16 protein-coding genes and 1 pseudogene are annotated in these 17,149 nt (G+C 70.1%); 4 read left to right on the top strand and 13 right to left on the bottom strand.

Annotated features, from left to right (window positions below; all coding sequences use genetic code 11):
* Positions 1–239 precede the first annotated feature (239 nt).
* From ACZ60M_RS23025 to ACZ60M_RS23015, 3 genes and pseudogenes are all read left to right on the top strand, one after another.
* The gene (locus ACZ60M_RS23025; protein ID WP_465421202.1) at positions 240–1,142 is read left to right on the top strand and encodes an NADP-dependent oxidoreductase; all 903 of its coding nucleotides are present in this window, start codon (positions 240–242) and stop codon (positions 1,140–1,142) included.
* 211 nt (positions 1,143–1,353) lie between these two features.
* Positions 1,354–1,563: a type II toxin-antitoxin system VapB family antitoxin gene (locus ACZ60M_RS23020; RefSeq protein WP_465421199.1), complete on the top strand. Its 210-nt coding sequence runs from the start codon at positions 1,354–1,356 to the stop codon at positions 1,561–1,563.
* Positions 1,551–1,907, top strand: a pseudogene (locus tag ACZ60M_RS23015) (PIN domain-containing protein); the annotation flags it as partial. The gene ACZ60M_RS23020 and the pseudogene ACZ60M_RS23015, both read left to right, overlap by 13 nt.
* A 129-nt stretch (positions 1,908–2,036) precedes the next feature.
* Here ACZ60M_RS23015 and ACZ60M_RS23010 read toward each other — a convergent pair.
* From ACZ60M_RS23010 to ACZ60M_RS22980, 7 genes are all read right to left on the bottom strand, one after another.
* The gene (locus ACZ60M_RS23010) at positions 2,037–3,044 is read right to left on the bottom strand and encodes a HEAT repeat domain-containing protein (protein WP_465421197.1); all 1,008 of its coding nucleotides are present in this window, start codon (positions 3,042–3,044) and stop codon (positions 2,037–2,039) included.
* A 5-nt stretch (positions 3,045–3,049) separates the two neighbouring features.
* Complete coding sequence (locus ACZ60M_RS23005; protein ID WP_465421195.1) at positions 3,050–3,685, bottom strand: HEAT repeat domain-containing protein; 636 nt, start codon at positions 3,683–3,685, stop codon at positions 3,050–3,052.
* Between the two features lie 75 nt (positions 3,686–3,760).
* Positions 3,761–4,198 carry a type II toxin-antitoxin system VapC family toxin gene (locus tag ACZ60M_RS23000; protein WP_465421193.1) on the bottom strand — a complete coding sequence of 146 codons (438 nt, stop codon included), beginning with the start codon at positions 4,196–4,198 and terminating at the stop codon, positions 3,761–3,763.
* Positions 4,195–4,545, bottom strand: coding sequence for a FitA-like ribbon-helix-helix domain-containing protein (locus ACZ60M_RS22995; RefSeq protein ID WP_465421201.1), 351 nt, complete (start codon positions 4,543–4,545; stop codon positions 4,195–4,197). The genes ACZ60M_RS23000 and ACZ60M_RS22995 overlap by 4 nt, the downstream gene beginning before the upstream one ends.
* 9 nt (positions 4,546–4,554) lie before the next feature.
* Positions 4,555–6,060, bottom strand: coding sequence for a tRNA (N6-isopentenyl adenosine(37)-C2)-methylthiotransferase MiaB (gene miaB / locus ACZ60M_RS22990; RefSeq protein WP_465421191.1), 1,506 nt, complete (start codon positions 6,058–6,060; stop codon positions 4,555–4,557).
* Between the two features lie 51 nt (positions 6,061–6,111).
* Positions 6,112–6,486, bottom strand: a complete 375-nt coding sequence (locus ACZ60M_RS22985; RefSeq protein WP_465421189.1) for a cupin domain-containing protein — start codon at positions 6,484–6,486, stop codon at positions 6,112–6,114.
* A 142-nt stretch (positions 6,487–6,628) separates the two neighbouring features.
* Positions 6,629–7,675 carry an aldo/keto reductase gene (locus tag ACZ60M_RS22980; RefSeq protein ID WP_465421187.1) on the bottom strand — a complete coding sequence of 349 codons (1,047 nt, stop codon included), beginning with the start codon at positions 7,673–7,675 and terminating at the stop codon, positions 6,629–6,631.
* A gap of 90 nt (positions 7,676–7,765) precedes the next feature.
* Here ACZ60M_RS22980 and ACZ60M_RS22975 point away from each other — a divergent pair, with 90 nt between their 5' ends.
* On the top strand, positions 7,766–8,377 hold the full coding sequence (locus ACZ60M_RS22975) for a TetR/AcrR family transcriptional regulator (protein WP_465421185.1): 612 nt from the start codon (positions 7,766–7,768) through the stop codon (positions 8,375–8,377).
* 70 nt (positions 8,378–8,447) lie between these two features.
* On the opposite strand, the gene ACZ60M_RS22970 is transcribed toward ACZ60M_RS22975, so the two are convergent.
* The 6 genes from ACZ60M_RS22970 to ACZ60M_RS22945 all read right to left on the bottom strand — a co-directional run bounded on the left by ACZ60M_RS22970 (position 8,448) and on the right by ACZ60M_RS22945 (position 17,099).
* On the bottom strand, positions 8,448–8,696 hold the full coding sequence (locus ACZ60M_RS22970; RefSeq protein WP_465421184.1) for a hypothetical protein: 249 nt from the start codon (positions 8,694–8,696) through the stop codon (positions 8,448–8,450).
* A 111-nt stretch (positions 8,697–8,807) separates the two neighbouring features.
* On the bottom strand, positions 8,808–9,818 hold the full coding sequence (gene ilvC / locus ACZ60M_RS22965) for a ketol-acid reductoisomerase (protein ID WP_465421182.1): 1,011 nt from the start codon (positions 9,816–9,818) through the stop codon (positions 8,808–8,810).
* An 18-nt stretch (positions 9,819–9,836) separates the two neighbouring features.
* A complete protein-coding gene (gene ilvN, locus ACZ60M_RS22960) occupies positions 9,837–10,358 on the bottom strand; it encodes an acetolactate synthase small subunit (protein ID WP_091031133.1) in 522 nt (173 codons plus the stop codon).
* Positions 10,358–12,217, bottom strand: a complete 1,860-nt coding sequence (locus ACZ60M_RS22955; protein WP_465421180.1) for an acetolactate synthase large subunit — start codon at positions 12,215–12,217, stop codon at positions 10,358–10,360. The genes ilvN and ACZ60M_RS22955 overlap by 1 nt, the downstream gene beginning before the upstream one ends.
* 228 nt (positions 12,218–12,445) lie before the next feature.
* A complete protein-coding gene (locus ACZ60M_RS22950; RefSeq protein WP_465421178.1) occupies positions 12,446–15,199 on the bottom strand; it encodes a putative bifunctional diguanylate cyclase/phosphodiesterase in 2,754 nt (917 codons plus the stop codon).
* Between the two features lie 136 nt (positions 15,200–15,335).
* The gene (locus ACZ60M_RS22945) at positions 15,336–17,099 is read right to left on the bottom strand and encodes a hypothetical protein (RefSeq protein ID WP_465421176.1); all 1,764 of its coding nucleotides are present in this window, start codon (positions 17,097–17,099) and stop codon (positions 15,336–15,338) included.
* Between the last annotated feature and the right edge of the window lie 50 nt (positions 17,100–17,149).

Raw genomic sequence — 17,149 nt, 5'->3', positions numbered from 1 at the left:
ACCCGGAGACGCCACCCCCCCCCCCCCCCCCCACCACCCCCCCCCCCCCCCCCCCCCCCCCCCCCCCCCCCCCCCCCCCCCCCCGCCCCGGGTATTCCACCGGCGCGAGAAAAGGTCGATGATCACGAACGGACGCGAACCGGAATGGCCGGTGCGCGTCGAGCGGTTGGACCTGCGGTAACCGTGAAACCCCTGGGCCGCGAATCCTCATGGCCCGCACGCAGAAAGCCAGGTCCGCCATGTACGCCCTCACCTTCGCCGAATACGGTCCGTCCTCAGTGCTCGAAGTGACCGAGATTCCCGAGCCCCACGCCGGGCCGGGCCAGATCCGCATCAAGGTCCGCACCGCCGCCGTCAACCCGGTCGACTGGAAGATCCGCGCCGGGTACCTCCAGGAGATCTTCCCGGTGGACTTCCCCGGCATTCCCGGGTTCGACTCGGCCGGAGTCGTGGACGAGGTCGGCGAGGGCGTCACGGGCGTGCAGGTCGGCGACGAGGCCATCGGCTACGGCCCGACCGCGCAGGCCGAGTACACCGTGGTGGACAACTTCACGCTGAAGCCTGCCTCGATGAGCTGGGAACTCGCGGCGGCCCTGCCGACCGCGGCCGAGACCGCCGTCCGCGCGCTCGAACTCCTCGGGCTCACCGAAGGCCAGACCGTGGTCATCGACGGCGCGGCCGGATCGGTCGGCAGCGCCGCGGTGCAGTTCGCGGTCGCCAAGGGCCTCAACGTCATCGGCACCTCGAGCGAAGGCAACCACGAGTACCTCCGCTCGATCGGCGCGCAGCCGACGGTGTACGGCGAAGGCCTGGCCGGACGCGTCGCCGCGCTCGCCCCCGAAGGCGTCCACGGCGCGATCGACGCGGTCGGTGCGGGCTCGCTGCCCGAGCTGGCCGCAGCCACGGGCGACCCCAGGCAGGTCGTCACGATCGCCGACTTCTCCGGCTCGGTCCCCGAAGCCCAGGTGACGACCCACGCGACCGCCTACCACGCCCTCGCCGAGGCCACGGCCCTCTTCGAGGCCGGCAAGTTCGACCTGCGCATCCACTCGGTCCACGAACTCGCCGACGCGGCCAAGGCCCAAGACGAAAGCCAGACCGGCCACGCAGCAGGCAAGCTCATCCTGAACGTCGCCGACTAGGGGCCGCACGTGGGCGGGCGGCGCGATGCGCCGGCCGCCCACACTAGAACGCTAACGATCATCACAACCGTTCGATATCACTGATACCGAGAGATCGATATCGATAGCCATCGAGATAAAGTGTCGTCAACGCGACGCAATCGATCGCGACACGCACTCGCGGCAGGTATGCTGGAGCTTCACGCACGGCTACGGTGAGGGGGTGAAAACAATGTCACGAACAGTCATCAACCTCGATGACGATCTCTGCGCGCAAGCCGCGGAGATCCTCGGAACCACGACCAAGGTCAGCACCGTCAACGCCACGCTCAAGGAGTTCGTCGCCCAGCACAAACGCCGCCAGCTCCTCGACTGGCTCGCCGCCGGAAACCTGTCCGATCTCGCCGACGAAGAAGCTCGGAAACAAATATGGCAGCGGTAGCCAAGTACCTAGTGGACACGAGCGTCCTTGCACGCCAATCGAAGCCATCGGTCTTCGCGCGCGTCGCCCCGATGTCCGACCGCGGAGTCCTCGGCGTCTGTTCCATGAGCATCATGGAGATGCTCACCAGCTCGCGCAACGTCCAAGACGCAGAACTGTGGCTCGAACTCAGCCGACAGTTCGAACAGCTTCCGATGCCTGATGACATCTGGGACCGCGCTATCGAGGTCCATACCAAACTGGTGGCGAAATCGCTCCATCGATCCGTCAAGCTCCCCGACCTGCTCATCGCCGCCACCGCTGAGCGGCATGGCGTGACCGTGCTCCACTACGACCGCGACTACGACCGCATCTCGGAGGTCACCGGCCAGCCCACCGAGTGGGTGGTCCCGCCAGGAGAAGCGGACTTACCTTCCCCCTCCAGACGCCCATCGGCTGCGAGCCGGTGGGCTTTCGTCGTATCCGCGGCGGGTTCAGACGCCGTCCTGGGCTTCGATCACGCCTGCCAGCGCGGCGGCGGTCCGGGCCACGGTCCGGTCCTCGTCGTCGGCGAGGCCGCGCAGCATCGGCAGCGCGAGTGCGGTCGGCAACTCCGCTAGCGCCTGGACCAAGCGCAGGCGGGCTGGGGCTGGAGCGACAGGATCGGCGAGTTCGCCGCTGAGGGCCCGCTTGATCGCGTCAGCCCTTCCCGGGTCGGATGCCAACGCGCCCAGGGCTTCCGCCGCGTCCACGTCGTTCACGCCTTCAACGATCATCGCCACCAGGACCGGCACGGCTGCTGACCTCCCACGCACGCCAAGGGCCAGCGCCGCGTGCCCGCGGACCTGCGGGTCCAGGTCGGCGAGGGCGCCGGTCAGCGCGGCGGCCGACTCCTCCCCCGGGAGGTCCGCGAGGACCCGGACCGCGCGGCGGCGCACGTCGGCGTCTGGGGATTCGAGGCCGGGCGCCAGTGCCGCCACGACGTCGTCATCGGCGCGGGCGAGCGCCCAGCGCAGGGCCCCGGCGACGTGCGGATCGCCCTCGGCGAGCACCGCTTCGGCGAGGATCGGGGCGGGCACGTCCGCTTCCGGGGAGAGAACGGCCTGCTGCCGCCTTGCGGCGCTTGGCGAACCGAGGCCGCGCAGGAGCTCGGTGATCCGCAGGACGCCCTCCCAGGCGGTCGGCCCGGACGCGTCGACCGCACGGAGGCGCTTGAGCAGCTCCTGCTCGCGGGCCAGGCGGCGCTCGGTCTCGCGGATGAGGTCGCCGATGAGCGCGGACGGGGCGAACCCCGGGTCGTCGAGGACCTGGCCGATCTGGCGCAGCGACAGACCCAGGGTCCGCAGGGACTCAACGTGGAAGATCCGCTGGATGTCCGCTTCGGCGTACTCGCGGTAGCCGCCGACCGTGCGGCCGGTGGGCGCCACGAGCCCCAGGGACTCGTAGTGCCTGAGCATCCGGGCGCTCACCCCGGAGCGGCGGGCGACCTCGCCGATCAGCATCCTGCTCAGCCTTCCGGGCCGAGGGCGAAGACGCGCTTCGCCTCCTTGATGTCGAGTTCGAATGCGGCGTCCGGGTCCTTGAGGAGCCGTTCAGTGGCCTTCGCGTGCGCGGCGGCGACCGGGTCGTCGCTTTCCTTCGCCCGCTTCAAGACCGGATTGACGAGTTCCCCGAGCGCGACCAGCGACCGGCTCAGGCTGAGCTGCACTTCGCGCCCGCCGCGACCCAGCTGCGACGCCAGTGTCTCCGCCAGAGCGAGTTCCTCGCCTTCCGGGACGACGGCGACAGCGGCGCGCCATGCGGCTCGGGCGACCTCGTCGTCCGGGTCGCGCAGCAGCGCCGAGGTCATTGCGGGCCAAGCCCGGACATCCCCGATCTTCGACAGCGTATGCAGCGCCTGGCTCCGGGCCTGCGAGGCGTCCGCTTCCAGCTCCGCGAGCAGGCGCGGGACGGTGAGGCCCGCCGGGAGCCGCGTCAGGGCCCAGGTGAGCATGTCGCGCACATAGAAGTCGGGCTCGACCGCGCAGCGCGCCACGAGCACGTCGAGCATCGCCGGGTCGGGATCAGTGCCCGCCGCGAGCGCGGCCTTCAGCCGCGCAGACGAGGCGCTGGCGGCCAGCGCCTCGACAAGCCGGGTGTTCATGCGTTCCGTCTCGATGGGAACCACCTCCTGCCCCCAGTGAACGCCTTGACACCGTGTCAATGTCAAGCTTCGCAGCTAGACGAGGGTGAAGCCGCGGAGTTCGGCTACGGCGGCCTGTTCCTTGTCGCGGGAGGCGAAGGCGTAGGGCTCGCCTGCGGCGAGGTCGGGGAGGAGGAGGGTCGCGGTGGCGATGTGCCAGGCGTCCATGGCGCGGATGCCGTGGGTCGCGACGATCTCGAAGGCCTCGCGTTCGACCTCGTCCTGCGGCGCGGAGATGATCGTGATCGGGCCTTCGGGGGCGGTGTCGGCCTGCCAGATGTCGAGCAGCTGGTCCTTGTCGCGGCGTTTGGCGCGGGCGGTGCGGACCAGGGCCCCGGCGACCTCGATACGGGTCCAGGAGCCGGTGACGACCAGCACCTCGGGGTCGCGCAGGAGCTTCAGGGCTTCGACGTGGCCGCGCTCGTCGGGCAGGTAAGAGCGGGCGAGCACCGACGAGTCGGCGTAGACGATCACAGCAGGCGGTCCCGGTCCTCGTCGAAGATCTGGTCGACGATCGGGCCGATGCCGCGCATCGAGTCGAGCACCCTGGAGCGCAGGGCTTCGACGTCCTTGACCGGCGGCGCTTCCTTGGCGACCTTCAGCGGGGGCGCCAGCATGCCGAGGGCCGCGGCCCGCGCTTTGACCTTCTCGGTCGCGCTGCGGCCGTCGCCTTCGCCGATGACGGACAGGATCTCGTTCGCGATCGCGTTGACCGACCGGTGCTCACGCTTCGCCCGTTCGGTGAGGCGCGCGTGGAGATCGTCGTCAACGCGGAGGAGCAGCTGTTTCATACCCCGATGATAGCACTTGGACGAGGTGATATCACTCGGTCAGCAGGCGCAGCCGGGGCCTTCCTGCTTCGGGAGGGGCTTCTTGCCGATGCCCGGCATGCCGAGGCTGACGCCGGGGAGCTTGGTGGCCTTGCCCGCGGCCCAGGCGTCGCCCGCCTTGGTGGCCCGGTGCGAGAGGATCTTGCCGTCGGCGACCAGGTGGTGCGGGGCGCCGTAGGTGACCACGGTGGTCACGACGTCGCCGGGGCGTACGCCTTCCGCGTTGCCCGTCGGGCCGGTCTCGCTGGGGGTCACGGTGAAGTGGACGAGGCGGCCGTCGCGGGCGCGCCCGGAGAGGCGGCCGGTGGCGGCGTCCTTGCGGCCGTCCCCCACAGTCACCAGGACCTCGACCTCGGTGCCCTCGAGCTTGCGGTTCTCCTCCCAGGAGACGCGCTCCTGCAGGGCCACAAGGCGTTCGTAGCGTTCCTGGACGACGGCCTTCGGGATCTGGTCCTCCATCGTCGCCGCCGGAGTGCCGGGGCGGATCGAGTACTGGAAGGTGAAGGCGCTGGAAAAGCGGGCCTTCTCGACCACGTCGAGGGTGCCCTGGAAGTCCTCCTCGGTCTCGCCGGGGAAGCCGACGATGATGTCCGTGGTGATGGCCGCGTCGGGCATCGCCTCGCGGACCTTGTCGAGGATCTCCAGGTACTTCGCCGACCGGTAGGACCGGCGCATCTCCTTGAGCACCTTGTCGGAGCCGGACTGCAGCGGCATGTGGAGCGAGTGGCAGACGTTCGGGGTCTCGGCCATAGCCGCGATCACGTCGTCGGTGAAGTTCTTCGGGTGCGGGCTGGTGAAGCGCACGCGCTCCAGGCCCTCGATCGCGCCGCAGGCGCGCAGGAGCTTGCCGAAGGCGAGCTTGTCGCCGAACTCGACCCCGTACGTGTTCACGTTCTGGCCCAGGAGGGTCACCTCCGAGACGCCCTCGTCGACCAGCGCCTGCACCTCGGCCAGGATCTCGCCGGGGCGGCGGTCCTTCTCCTTGCCGCGCAGGCTCGGCACGATGCAGAACGTGCAGGTGTTGTTGCAGCCCACAGAGATCGAGACCCAACCGGAGTAGGTCGAGTCGCGCTTGGTGGGCAGGGCGGACGGGAACGTCTCCAGGGACTCGAGGATCTCGACCTCGGCCTCCTGGTTGTGGCGGGCGCGCTCCAGGAGCACCGGCAGCGAGCCGATGTTGTGGGTGCCGAACACCGCGTCGACCCAGGGGGCGCGCTTGACGATCTCGCCGCGGTCCTTCTGCGCGAGGCAGCCGCCGACGGCGATCTGCATGTCCGGGTTCTCGCGCTTGGCCGGGGCGAGGTGGCTGAGGTTGCCGTACAGCTTGTTGTCGGCGTTCTCGCGCACCGCGCAGGTGTTGAACACGACCAGGTCGGGCGCGCCGTCGGCCTGGACCGGCACGTAGCCCGCCTCTTCGAGCAGGCCCCCGATGCGCTCGGAGTCGTGCACGTTCATCTGACAGCCGTACGTCTTCACCTGGTACGTCTTCACCGCTTGGTCAACCACCCCCCAAGGATAGACGCGAGTCAAGTCACAGCCTCAGGCCCGGTTTCGTCCTCAGCCCATCGACTCCATGTTCTTCGTGACCACTGCGATCGTCCGGTTCAGCTCCTCGGTGGGACTGAACTCGACGACTTCGGTGCCGTCGTACAGGACGGGCGTGTGCCCGGGGCCGACATGGTAGGCGTCCCCGGCCTCGAACGTCTCGTCGCCGTCCATGGTCTTGAACGTCACCTTCCCGGAGAAGACGTAGCCCCAGTGCGGGCACTGGCAGCGGTCGTCGGGCAGGCCCTTGAAGTACTCGGTGAGGTCCGCGTCGGCGGTGTACTTCTCGAACGCGACGGTGTAGCCGGTGGCCATCTCCGTGAAGTGGCCCTCGTAGCCTTCGAGAGTCAGGTGCTCCGAAGCGTTCGCCTTCGATGTCTTCGGCATGATGTGCTCCTCGTGCAGCGGAATGCACGCCGGGCGCCGCGCGGTCGGATGCCTTGCCGTGCGGATTCCCGACGGCGCCGGTATGGGGGTTCCACCCCCCATTCTCGCGCCGCCGGGAGCCTACCGGCCCGGATCGGGCCGATCACTTCGAAGCGGGGACGAGCGGCGGATTGAGGCGGGCGAAGCCCTCCTGGATCTCGTACGGGTAGTACGGGTAGGGGGCGGTGCGGGCGCTGGCCTTGTCGAGGCGGGCGACCTGGTCGGCGGCGAGCTCCCAGCCGACCGCGCCGAGGTTGTCCTGCAGCTGCTGCTCGTTGCGGGCGCCGATGATGACCGAGGCGACGGTGGGGCGGCGCAGGAGCCAGTTGAGGGCGATCTGCGGGACGGTCTTCCCGGTCTCCTCGCTGAGTTCGTCGAGGACGTCGACGACGTCGTACAGCAGCTCGTCGGTGACGGGCGGGCCGAACTGGGCGGTCTCGTGGAGGCGGCTGCCTTCGGGAAGGGGCTGCCCGCGGCGGATCCTGCCGGTGAGGCGGCCCCAGCCGAGGGGGCTCCAGACGACCGCGCCGACGCCCTGGTCATGGCCGAGCGGCATGAGCTCCCACTCGTAGTCGCGGCCGACGAGCGAGTAGTAGACCTGGTGCGCCGCATAGCGGGTCCAGCCGTGGGCGTCGGCGGCGGCGAGGGACTTCATGAGCTGCCAGCCCGCGAAGTTGGAGACGCCGATGTAGCGGAGCTTCCCGGCCCTGACGAGGTCGTCGAGGGCGCGCACGGTCTCCTCGACGGGCGTGCCCGCGTCGAACGCGTGCAACTGGAAGAGGTCGATGTAGTCGGTGTCGAGACGCCGGAGCGCGCTCTCAACCGACTTGATGAGCCGGGACCGACCGGTACCCGAATCCGCGGGCCCGTCCCCGGTAGGAAGCGCCGCCTTCGTGGAGATGAGCGCCTTGTCCCTGCGGCCCTTGAGGGCCTGGCCGAGGACGCGTTCAGACTCGCCGTCGGAGTAGACGTCGGCCGAGTCGAACATCGTGACGCCGGCGTCGAGGGCCACGTCGACCATGCGGCGGGCCTGGTCGGTGCCGGTGTCGCCCCAGGCGCTGAAGAGCGGGCCGCGCCCGCCGAAGGTGCCCGCGCCGAAGCTGAGGGCGGGGACGATGAGGCCAGAGGCGCCGAGCCTGCGGTATTCCATGACGGTTCCCTTCTAAAGGTTCTACAGTTCCGTTAAGAACTTCGACTAAGCTAGCCCACGAACCGCCTTTAATGCAACTGGAGTCCCGTTATGAGTGACGAGCGTCCCGAGCCCGGCACGATCCGCCCCGGCGGCCGCACCGCGAAGGTCCGCGAAGCCGTGCTCCGCGCCGCCGGAGACGCCCTCGCCGAGGACGGCTTCGACCGCCTCGACCTCGCCGAGATCGCCCGCCGCGCCGGGGTCGGCAAGACCACGGTCTACCGCCGCTGGGGCACCGTCCCCGGGCTCGTCGCCGACATGCTCGGCGAGATGGCGGCCGAGTCCCTGCCCCGCACCGAGACCGGCACCCTCCTCGGGGACCTCACCGCCCAGGCCCGACTCGTCCAGTCCACATTGAGCGACCCCCGCCAGGGCCCGCTCTTCAAGGCCCTCATCACCGCCGCCGCCTGCGACGCCCAGACCGCCGAAGCCCTCCAGCGCTTCTACGCCGCCCGCACCGGCGAATGGGCCCCCTGCGTCACCGCCGCCATCGAACGCGGCGAGATCCCGCCCGCCACCTCCCCCACCGAAGTCATTCGCGCCGTCTCCGCCCCCCTCTACTACCGCCTCCTCATCACCGGAGACCCGATAGACACCCCCGCCGCCGACCAAGCAGCCCTCGCAGCCCACACCGCCGCCAAAGCAGGAGCCTTCACCCCCTAGGAACGTCAAAGGCCGGGAACCGCTTCGCGGTTCCCGGCCTTTGACGAAAGAAGTGCTCTTCTAGAAGGGACTACGTGGGCAGGCCATTCTCGTCGTACCCGATGATGTCCTCGCTCGTGCGCGAGTCGATGACGGGAAAACCGTGCCAGGAGATGGTGATCGGCGCAATTTCGGCGTGAACGAAGCCGAGGCAGTCGAGGTATTCGCGGACGATCTCCTCGGCCTCCTCGACGGAGGCCGACTGTGTAACCCCGACGCCGAGGACTTCGAGCTCCCACAACCCGCGCGCCCGCCTCGCGGTCACCATGAATTTCGTCATCGAAGCCTCTCCCGAACCACTCCGTCTATACGCGGACAGTCATTCTCCGCCATGAGAAAGCGGAAGGCCGGGAACCGCAAAGCGGTTCCCGGCCTTCAGCGTGCTTGAGACTTAGGCGGTCTCGGTGATCTTGCGCTGGACCCAGGGCATGAGGGCGCGCATCTTGGCGCCCGTCTCCTCGATCGGGTGGTTGTTCTGCTCCTCCTGGAGCTTCTTGTAGTTCTCGCGCTTCTCGGACTCGGCGACCCATTCCTTGGCGAAGGTGCCGTCCTGGATCTCGGTGAGGATGCGCTTCATCTCGGCCTTGGTCTCGGCGTTGACGACGCGCGGGCCGCGGGTCAGGCCGCCGTACTCGGCGGTGTCGGAGACGGAGTACCACATGTTGGCCGGGCCGCCCTCGTAGATCATGTCCACGATCAGCTTGAGCTCGTGCAGGCACTCGAAGTACGCGGCCTCGGGGGCGTAGCCCGCCTCGGTCAGCGTCTCGAAGCCGGCCTTGATGAGCTCGACGGCACCGCCGCAGAGCACGGCCTGCTCGCCGAACAGGTCGGTCTCGGTCTCCTCCTTGAAGGTGGTCTTCAGGACGCCCGCACGGGTGCCGCCGATCGCCTTCGCGTAGGAGAGCGCCACGGCCTGCGTGTCGCCCGACGGGTCCTGCTCCACCGCGACGAGCGCGGGGACGCCCTTGCCGTCCACGAACTGGCGGCGGACCATGTGGCCCGGGCCCTTCGGGGCGACCATGGCGACGTTCACGTCCGCGGGGGCCTGGATCAGGTCGTAGCGGATGTTGAAGCCGTGGCCGAAGAACAGCGAGTTCCCGGCGGACAGGTTCGGCGCGATCTCGTCGGCGTACAGCTTGGCCTGCACCGTGTCCGGCACGAGGATCATGATGACGTCGGCCCACTCGGTGGCGGCGGCCGGAGTGAGGACCTTCAGGCCCGCCTCCTCGGCCTTCGAGCGCGACTTCGAGCCCTCCTGGAGGCCGATGACGACCTCGACACCCGAGTCGCGGAGGCTCAGCGAGTGGGCGTGGCCCTGCGAGCCGTAGCCGAGGACGGCGACCTTCTTGCCCTGGATGAGGGCCAGGTCGGCGTCGTCGTCGTAGAACACTTCAGCGGACATGTACTGCTTCCTTCGTTACTAGCTATTCGGAGAGACGTATCGCGACAGCGACGCCATCGACTTGGCGCCGCGCCCGAGCGCGACCGTCCCCGACTGGACGAGCTCCTTGATCCCGAACGGCTCGAGGACTTCCAGGAACGCCTCGATCTTGTCGGAGTTCCCGGTGACCTCGAAGGTGACCGTGTCGGGTGTGACGTCGACCGAGCGGGCCTTGAACAGCTCGGCGGCGGCGATCACCTGGCCGCGGGTGGCGGCGTCGGCGCGGACCTTCACCAGCAGCAGTTCGCGCTGCACGGAGGAGCCCGCTTCCAGTTCCACGATCTTCAGGACGTGGATGAGCTTGTTGAGCTGCTTGGTGACCTGCTCCAGCGAGCCCGCCTCGACGCCCACCACGATGGTGATGCGGCTGACGCCGGGGTGCTCGGTCTCGCCGACGGCGAGGGAGTCGATGTTGAAGCCGCGCCTGGAGAACAGCGCGGCCACCCGGGCGAGCACGCCCGGCTTGTTCTCGACGAGGACTGACAATGTGTGGGTGCTCATCAGATTTCTCCCTCGTCGTCGAAGTTCGGGCGCACGTCGCGCGCGTAGAGGATCTCGTCGTTGGAGACCCCGGCCGGGACCATCGGCCACACCATGGCGTCGGGGCCGACGGTGAAGTCGACCACGACCGGGCGGTCGTTGATGGCGTTGGCCTGCTTGATGACCTCGTCGACCTCCGCGGCGGTGTCGGCGCGCAGGCCGACGCAGCCGAGGGCCTCGGCGAGCTTCACGAAGTCCGGGATGCGCGGGGACGCCTCGGAGTGGTGGGTCGACAGGTTCGTGTTCGAGTACCGCTTGTCGTAGAACAGGGTCTGCCACTGGCGGACCATGCCGAGGTTGCCGTTGTTGATGACCGCGACCTTGATGGGGATGCCCTCGATCGCGCAGGTGGCGAGCTCCTGGTTGGTCATCTGGAAGCAGCCGTCGCCGTCGATGGCCCACACGGTGGTGTCCATCCGGCCCATCTTGGCGCCCATCGCGGCCGGGACCGCGAAGCCCATGGTGCCCAGGCCGCCCGAGTTGAGGAACGTGCCCGGCCGCTCGTACTTGACGAACTGCGAGGCCCACATCTGGTGCTGGCCCACGCCCGCGGTCCAGATCGTGTCTTCGGGGGCGAGCGCGCCCAGGCGCTCGATCACGTACTGCGGCGCGGACAGGCCGTCGTCGATGTCCGTGTAGCCCAACGGGTACCGCTCGCGCAGGTCGTCGAGGGTCTCCCACCAGGTCTTCAGGCGCTCCTTGCCGCCGTCCTCATAGGCCTCGATCATGGCGGCGATCGCGGCCTTGCAGTCGCCCACGATCGGGACGTCGGCTTCGCGGTTCTTGCCGATCTCGGCCGGGTCGATGTCGACGTGGACGATCTTGGCGTCGGGCGCGAACGAGTCGAGCTTGCCGGTGACGCGGTCGTCGAAGCGGGCGCCGAGCGCGACGATGAGGTCCGACTTCTGCAGCGCGTGGACGGCCGGCACCGAGCCGTGCATGCCGGGCATGCCCAGGTGCTGCGGGTGCGAGTCGGGGAACGCGCCGCGGGCCATCAGGGTGGTGACGACGGGCGCGCCGGTCAGCTCGGCGAGCGCCAGCAGCTCGGCGTCCGCACCGGACTTGAAGACGCCGCCGCCGACGTACAGCACGGGCTTCCTGGCCTCGGCGATGAGCGCGGCGGCCTCGCGGATCTGCTTGCCGTGCGGCTGCGTCGTGGGACGGTACCCGGGCAGGTCCATCTTGGGCGGCCACACGAACGGCGCGGTCCCGCTGAGGATGTCCTTGGGGATGTCGACCAGGACCGGGCCGGGGCGCCCGGAGGCGGCCACGTAGAAGGCCTCGGCGAGCACGCGCGGGATGTCCTCGCCGTCGCGCACCAGGTAGGAGTGCTTGGTGATCGGCATGGTGATGCCGACGATGTCGGCCTCCTGGAACGCGTCGGTGCCGATGGCGGAGGACGCGACCTGGCCGGTGATGGCCACGATCGGGACGGAGTCCATGTGCGCGTCGGCGAGCGGGGTCACCAGGTTGGTCGCGCCGGGGCCGGAGGTGGCCATGCACACGCCGACCTTCCCGGTCGCGAGCGCGTAGCCCTGGGCGGCGTGGCCGGCGCCCTGCTCGTGGCGGACGAGGACGTGGCGGACCTTCTCGGAGTCCAGGAGCGGGTCGTAGGCCGGGAGGATCGCGCCGCCCGGGATGCCGAAGACGGTCTCGACCTCGAGCTCTTCGAGCGCGCGGACGACGGCCTGCGCGCCGGTGAGGACGGGGGCGGCGGCGGAAGCGCCGATCGGAGGAGCCGGCTTGGGGGCCTTCGGCCTCGCGGGCTGAGCTTTGGCAGCCTGCGGCCCTGGCTTCGGTGCCTTCACTGGTGTGCTCATGTCCTTCGTCCAATAGGGAGATGTGGCTGGTTCGACATATGCGGTGTCGTTCCCCGGGCAGAAAAAATCGCCCGCGTGCTAGACGCACGGGGCGAGCGCACCGTCGGAGAACGACGGTGCGCTAGATAAGTACTACGACGAGCGGCCGCGCGGCGGGCGCGGTCGCGATGCTCTGGTCGTAGTTCTGCTTCGGCACGTTCCCCAGGATGCCTGATTCCGGCCCGTGAGTCAACTTTTCTCAGACTTCGGGACGTCGTACGGCGTGTCGCCGGACGGGCCGTCGTCGTCGGCGGCGTCGATCACTTCGGCGGGCGTGCTCTGCGCGGGCAGGGCGGGCCGCTGGGCCTTCGGGTCATCGGCGAGCCAGCGCGTCAGGTCGTCCGGTTCCATCGGCTTGGCGAGCAGGTACCCCTGCACGAGCGGCGCCTCGGCGGCGATCATGGCGTTGAGCTGCGTGTCGGTCTCGACGCCTTCGGCGATGACCTCCATGCCGAGGATGCGGCCGAGCGCGACGGTGACGGCCGCGAGGGGGCCGACGCCGCCGTCGTCCTTGGCGATGAGGTCGCGGTCGATCTTGATGATGTCGACCGGGAGCCGCTCGAGCTGGCCGAGCGAGGAGTAGCCGGACCCGAAGTCGTCCAAGGCGATCCGCACGCCCGCGCCGCGCAGGGCGCTGAGCTGGGCGACGAGGGTGTTCATCTGGTGGGAGAAGTCGTGCTCGGTCACTTCGAGCACGAGGCGCCGGGCCGGGACGCCCGCGGCGATGAGCGCGGTGTTGACCTCGGTCGCGAACAGGTGGGTGTGGAGCTCCTTGACGGAGACGTTCACGGAGATCCAGGCTTTGATCCCGGCGGCCGACCACGTGGCGAGCTGCTCGGCGGCGCGGTTGACGGTCCAGACCGCGAGGTCCTGGGTGAGGCCCGACTCGGTGGCGGCGGGGATGAACTCGCCGGGGCTGACGTGGCCGAGGCGCGGGTGGTGCCAGCGCATGAGGGCTTCGGCGCCGACGATGGAGCGGTCGGCGGTGGCGAACACGGGCTGGAAGACCAGGCGCAGCTCGTCGCGGCGGATGGCGCCGCGCAGCTCCTGGGTGAGCTCGTTCTTGCGGCGGACCTTGCGGTCGAACTCGGCGTCGTAGGTCGCGTACCGGTTCTTCCCGGCCTGCTTGGCGGCGCGGAGGGCGAGGTCGGCGTTGCGCAGCAGGATCTCGGGGTCGCCGAAGCCCTCGGCGGCGGTGGCGATGCCGACCGAGCCGGTGGTGAAGACCGTGGACTCGTCGTGGAAGTCGTAGGGCTCGCCGAGGCGCGCGACGAGGGCCTTGGCGGTGGCTACGGCCTCGGACCAGCTGGCGCGCAAGAGGATCGCGAACTCGTCGCCGCCGAGGCGGGCGCCGACGTCGGTGGGGCGCAGGAGTTCCTTGATGCGGCGTGAGACCTCGACGAGGAGTTCGTCGCCGAAGTCGTGGCCGCGGGTGTCGTTGACGTTCTTGAAGCCGTCGAGGTCGAGCAGGAGCAGCGCGGTCTGGTGCTCTTCAGCGCTGACGCCGTCTTCGAGGCTCTGGAGGAGTGCGCGGCGGTTCGCGAGGCCCGTGAGCGGGTCCGTGTAGGCCATGCGCGCGAGTTCGGTCTCCAGGCTGCGGCGGGCCCCTACGTCCTCCATGCGGGCCACCAGGCCGCGCACTTGGGGTTTGCCGCGCAGGTCGGTCACGACGGTCTCGGTGTGGCGCCAGCGGCGCGCGGAGTCGCGCACGCGGACGTTGAGGGAGGTCTGGCGGGAGTGGCTGATGCCGTCGAGGAGGGTGCGCAGGTCCTCTTCGGCGCCGCGGCGGTCGTCGATGTGGATGAGGTCGAGGAAGGACGCGCCGACGCAGCTGCCGGAGTCGGTGGCGGGCCGCCACGCGGAGTCCTCGGGGTGCCAGGTGACGGTGAGGTCGGGGTCGAGGACGAGGACGGTGTCGGAGGCGACCCCTACGATGGCGGAGAGCTTGCGCTGGCGGGCGGCGGCCTCGCCGGTGACGCGGCGGACGTCGAAGTAGGTGAGGACGAGGCGCGCGGCGAGGGCTCCGGCGGCGGCGAGGGCGAGCAGCGCGGCGTCGAGCGGGAGGGCGCCGGCGTGGGCGCCGTTGAAGAGGACGGAGGCGGCGGCGAGTCCGGCCGCGCCGCCCATGACGGCGTAGTGGACGCCGGGGTAGTTCGGCTTGTCGATCGGCGCGGGTTTCTGGGTGCGGGCCAGGTAGGTGACGCCGAGGATGGCGGCGCAGGTGGCGACCCAGGCGACGGACCACCAGAGGATGCGCTCGTCGGGGCGGTTCCACTGCCAGGTGGTGTAGGTGGTCATGCCGGTGAGGTGGACGGCGAAGACGGCCACGTAGGCGAGGGCGTGGCGGCGGCGCCAGCGCTGGATGCGGAAGGTGGTGGTGACGCCGACGCCGAGCATCACGATGCCCATCATGGCGGGGATGACGATGGCGAGGTCGCCGTCGGAGAGGTGGCCGCGGAACTGCTGGAACAGCGGCCGGGCGAGGAGGAGCCAGAGCGCGAAGAGGAAGCAGAGGCCGACGAACGCGCCGTCGACGAGGCGGCGCTGCACGGCTTGCGGGTCCCAGCCGTTGTCGGGGAGGCGCAGCAGCGCGAGGGACCAGAGGATGACGGCGGCGCTGAACCCGAGCCCGGCGGCGAGGTTGCCGCTTCCGCCGGGGAGCCAGCAGGCGGCGGCGATCCCGGCCGCGGTGGCCTGGATGCCCGCGGCCATGAGCTGGTAGGTGGTGCGGCGGCTAGCGGCGATGCGTCCGGCGGCGCGCCACATGAGGAGCCCGGCGCAGGCCGCGCCGATGCTGCCGAGGACGGCTGCGGAGGCGGGGTCGATGGTCGGGAAGGCAGAGTGCGCGCCCACGACGATCGCTGCAGTGAGGACGGAGCACCACACGGCGGCGGTCGCGAACCACGACAGCAGCTGCCGCACGCGGCGGGGGGTTGGCGCCATCCACTGACCCAATCGTAGGAAACCTCGTGCTTAACAGGATGCCGCATCGGCGTACCGAACCGTATCGGGCCCTCCGCATGTGCGGGTGCAGGTGCCGTGCACGGATGCGGAGGTCCGGGTTTGCCGCGATCGCGGCTTACGCGGGCCCGGTGAGTGCGCTGGAACCGGTGCCGCCCGAAGCGGCCCTGTCGGGCACGGCTTCGCGGAGTCGCTTGAGGGCGCGGCGGGTGGCGAGGCCGCGGTCGGTCTCCTCGCGCTCCTGGCGTTCGGCGTCCTTGCGGGCCTTGACGAGTGCGGCGCGGACCTCGGCGAGCGCCTCGTCGCGGCGGATGAAGTCCTTCCTGGCCTTCGCGGTGTCGCCGCGGTACTTCCAGACCGGGATCACGATCGCGAGCGCGAAGAGGACGCCGAGGAACCACTGGCCGAGGCCGACCATGGTGACGGCGAGGAGGCCGAGGGCGACGACCATGCCGACCGTGAGCGGCTTCGAGGGTTCGATGACGGGGAAGGCCTGCTCGATGCGGCGTTCGACGGCTTCGAACTGCTCGGGGTCGTGGCCGTCGCGGGTGACCGCGATGAGCTCGCCGCGGCGGCGCACGGTGACTTGGGCGGGCTTGGTGGTGCCGATCGCGGCTTCGAGGCGGTCGAACCGGTCGCGGAGGAGGGGCGCGGCGAGGTCGAGTGCGAGGCGGCGCAACGGAAGCGGGGCCTCGGGGTCGAAGAGGTCGCGGCGGAGGAGGTCGGCGAAGGTGCCTGCGGGGGCGGACCAGGAGCGGCGGTCGCCTTCGCGCCCTTCGGCAGTCGGGTCGAGCTCGGCCATCTGGTGGACGAGCGGCAGCTCCGCGGCGCTCGGCTCGTCGATCAGTTCCTGGAGGTAGGAGCGCCAGGCGGTGTCGTCGGGCGAGGCGGCGGGGATCGCGGCGGCGAGCGGTTCGGCGGAGCCGGGAACGGAGGCGCCAAGCGTCGCGGCATTCCCGTGGTCGCGGTGCGCTCCACCAGGTTCCGGGCCGAGTTCGGTGCGATCGTCGCCTGCCGCCGCGGCGAGGTGCGCTTCCAGGGCCGCGAAGGCCTCGGCCTGCGGTAGGCGGCCGCCTTCGCCCGCGCCGAAGCGCTCGATCTCGCGGTCCCAGGCCGCGAGCGCGTCCTCGTCGAGCGCACCGAGATCGATGCGTTCACGAAGCAGCGCGGCGATCTGCGCTTCGGCTCCCGGCCCGAAGGCCCCGAGCGCCGACTGCTCCCACAGGGTCCGCCAACCCGACGCGACCGCGCCCGGTGCCACCACCCCGAGGTCGGCGGGTTCGCTCAGCAGCCGCAGCAGTGCCGCGTCGATCAGCACGGGCTGGTCGAAGCAGCGGCCGACCGCGAGGCTGAACAGCTCGGTCCGCACCACGTCCCGCTCGCGGGCGTTCGCAAGGCCGGTCTTCAGATCCGTGAACGAAGCACCTGCGATGCGCTGCACCGGCACCCGGTCGCGCAGCACCAGCGGCAGCACCGCGGCGGCGGCGGAAGGGAGCCAGTACCCGGGCACGTCCTCGAAGCCGTGCAGCAGCGGCTCGCGCCCCTCGGCGAGCGCACGGACCGTGTTGCGGATCTCCTTGCGCGCCTGGTACTCGTCGAACTCGATGAGCTGGAACCGCAGCTCGGTCCAGGCGAGGACGACGCCGATGCGCGCTTCGAGCCGCGAGGAGGTCTCGGCGATGCGGCCCTCCAGGCGCTGCTGCGACTCCTTGGCACGCTCCGCCGCCCGCCGGGCCTCCGAGCGCTGCCGGGCCTGGATGTCCTCGATCGTCCGCTGCTGATACCTGTCGAATCCGCTCGGGTTCCAGTACCAGGTCGAGTTGGCAAAGGGCCCGCCCGAGTCGTACGAAGAGGACGAGTCCGAATAGCCGCCGTCGCTCATCGGTGTCACGCTCCAGGGTTCGGGATCGGGGGCGCGATCATTGTGCCCGG

The sequence above is a fragment of the Glycomyces sp. NPDC050141 genome (genome assembly GCF_055586545.1).
The sequence above is the reverse complement of the archived record's forward strand: the minus strand, read 5'-3'. Positions and strand labels throughout refer to the sequence as shown.